General features: G+C 74.9%; 2 protein-coding genes. One reads left to right on the top strand and one right to left on the bottom strand.

The genetic code is table 11. From position 1 onward, the window contains the following. Window positions 1–621, top strand: a 621-nt coding sequence (locus tag FV222_RS26545) for a crosslink repair DNA glycosylase YcaQ family protein (protein ID WP_147816110.1), incomplete at its 5' end; no start/stop codon positions are given. 19 nt (window positions 622–640) lie between these two features. Here FV222_RS26545 and FV222_RS26540 read toward each other — a convergent pair. Next, window positions 641–1251, bottom strand: a 611-nt coding sequence (locus FV222_RS26540) for a YbfB/YjiJ family MFS transporter (protein WP_147816108.1), incomplete at its 5' end; no start/stop codon positions are given.

Raw genomic sequence — 1251 nt, 5'->3', positions numbered from 1 at the left:
ACCCCGACCGGTGCCGACGCCCGGCGGGACCTGATCGCGCATGCGGCCCGGGCGCTCGGCGTGGCGACGGCGCAGGACCTGCGCGACTACTACCGCCTCTCGCCGGCCGACGCGGACCGACCGATCGCTGATCTGGTCGAGGACGGGACGCTCGTGCCGGCCGAGGTTCGCGGCTGGCGCCGCCAAGCCTACCTGCACAGGGATGCGCGCCCCGGCCGCCGGCTCGACGGGGCGGCGCTGCTGTCGCCCTTCGATCCGCTGGTCTGGCACCGCCCGCGCACCGAGCGACTGTTCGGGTTCCGCTACCGCCTCGAGATCTACACGCCCGCCCACAAGCGCGAGCACGGCTACTACGTCCTGCCGTTCCTGATGGACGGCGCCCTCGTCGCCCGCGTGGACCTGAAGGCGGACCGCAAGCGCGGCCGGCTCGTCGTCCAGCGCGTGCACCTGGAACCGGAGGCGCCCCCCGCCACCCTGGAACGCCTGCTGGTGGAACTCCGCCTGATGGCATCGTGGCTCGACCTACCGAGGCTTGCCGCCGCCCCCGCCGCGGCCGGTACCGGCCTGCCCGTCGCGGACGCCGTCGAGGCCGACCCGCCGGCCGCAGAACCGGTGGGGTGAGGGTCTCGGGGTCGCGCGTTCAGTGGCGGGAAGCGGTGGCGGCGTGCCGGGTCGCCACGGCCGTCGCGAGGTCGATGGCCAGCGCCAGGACCATCGCGGCCGCGCCGAGGGCGAACAGCAGCGCGTAGTCGCCTCCGGTGTGCGCGAAGACGAAGGACAGCCCGTAGGCGGCGCCCGCCTGGAACAGCGCGAAGGCCACGGTCGCGACGCTCCAGGCCGCCTTCTGCCGTTCCGGGTCGTCGGGGAGGAGTTCGCCGATGCGACCGAGCATGAGCGGGACGGTTCCGGTGACGAAGGCGCCGACCGTGACGCTGGACAGGACCAGCCACGGCTCGCCGAGGCCGAGCGCCGGGATCGCGACGGCCCCGGCCTCGACCAGGAAGGCGAGGCGAAGCGCGGTGCCGAAGCCGACCCGGTCGGCCAGGTGCCCGACGAGGATCGGGCCGACCGTCGCACCGAGGCCGAACAGCACCCAGTAATGCGAGCCGGCCTGGATGCCGCGTCCGAGGCCGCGGGCGACGAGGTCGACGAGGAAGAGCATGTGCGGCACCCAGGCCGCCGCGTTGAGCGCGTATTCGGCGTAGAGCGCCCGCAGCGTCGCCCGGCCGGGGCTCCGGGACGGCGCGGCCC

The organism is Methylobacterium sp. WL103 (genome assembly GCF_008039885.1).
GTDB lineage: Bacteria > Pseudomonadota > Alphaproteobacteria > Rhizobiales > Beijerinckiaceae > Methylobacterium > Methylobacterium cerastii.
Note: the sequence above shows the minus strand (reverse complement) of the source record. Positions and strands in the feature narration are given on the sequence as shown.